At 26.9% G+C, this 1,323-nt stretch carries 1 protein-coding gene; it reads left to right on the forward strand.

What is annotated here, in order from left to right:
* Positions 1 to 101 precede the first annotated feature (101 nt).
* Entirely contained in the window at positions 102 to 1,160 is a 1,059-nt protein-coding gene (gene arsB, locus EZH24_RS11995) for an ACR3 family arsenite efflux transporter (RefSeq protein ID WP_137999304.1), read from the forward strand.
* The last annotated feature ends 163 nt before the right edge of the window (positions 1,161 to 1,323 follow it).

Raw genomic sequence — 1,323 nt, forward strand, 5'->3', positions numbered from 1 at the left:
CAGAAAAATTATTAAGTTACTATACAACTATAGTATCAGATAGAAATGCTGAAAGTACAGCAGAATGCAAATGCGAGAAATAAATTTTTAAGGATAAAATAATGGATAATGCGAATAATAATGAAAAAAAAGAAAATATAAGTTTTTTTCAGAAATATTTAACATTGTGGGTATTTATATGTATGATTATAGGGGTATTAATATCAAAATTTTTACCAATAATACCAAACACATTAAATAAATTTGAATATGCAAATGTTTCCATACCAATAGCCGTATTAATATGGCTTATGATATACCCTATGATGATGAGTGTAGATTTTCAAAGTATAAAAAACGTTACTAAAAATCCAAATGGTATTTTTTTAACTTGGGTTGTAAATTGGCTTATCAAACCTTTTACTATGTTTTTTATATCATCTTTCTTTTTCTATACTATATTAAATAATATAATACCTAATGATTTAGCAAAAGAATATTTGACAGGTGCTGTACTTTTGGGGGCTGCTCCTTGTACGGCAATGGTATTTGTATGGAGTGCTTTAACCAAAGGAAACCCATCATATACTGTTGTGCAAGTTGCAACCAATGATTTAATAATACTCATAGCATTTGTTCCTATAGTAAAATTTTTACTAGGCATATCAAATGTTACAGTACCTTGGGATACATTATTTTTATCTGTGGTATTGTTTGTACTTATACCGCTAATAGCAGGAATTGCCACAAGACTTTATGTATGCACTAAAAAAGGGACAGAGTATTTCAATAATATTTTTGTACATAAATTTGATAATATAACAGTAATAGGATTATTATTAACATTGATACTATTATTTAGCTTTCAGGGAAATATTATATTATCAAATCCTTTACACATAATTCTAATAGCAATACCTTTGATATTACAAACTTTTTTAATATTTTTCATAGCTTATATTGCAGCTTATTTATTAAAACTTCCGCATAATATAGCCTCTCCTGCTGCTATGATAGGAGCTTCCAACTTCTTTGAGCTTGCCGTTGCTGTGGCTGTATCATTATTTGGAGTTAATTCTGGAGCTGCTCTTGCTACTATTGTTGGTGTTTTGGTAGAAGTACCTGTAATGCTCACCCTTGTAAAAATAGCAAATGCAACAAAAAATAAATTTAAAAATTAATAAATTGGGGTAATAATGCAAAACATAATATCAATATGCAGTGTTTTATCTATAAATGGTAAATGTTATTATTCTAAATATTTTTAATACAAAAAGTTTATAAGTAAATTAAAAAAAATAAAATTAGGAGTTATAAAAATGTCAGTTATAAAATCAATATTTG

Origin of the sequence: Brachyspira catarrhinii (assembly GCF_005518285.1) — a bacterium.
Taxonomy (GTDB): domain Bacteria; phylum Spirochaetota; class Brachyspiria; order Brachyspirales; family Brachyspiraceae; genus Brachyspira; species Brachyspira catarrhinii.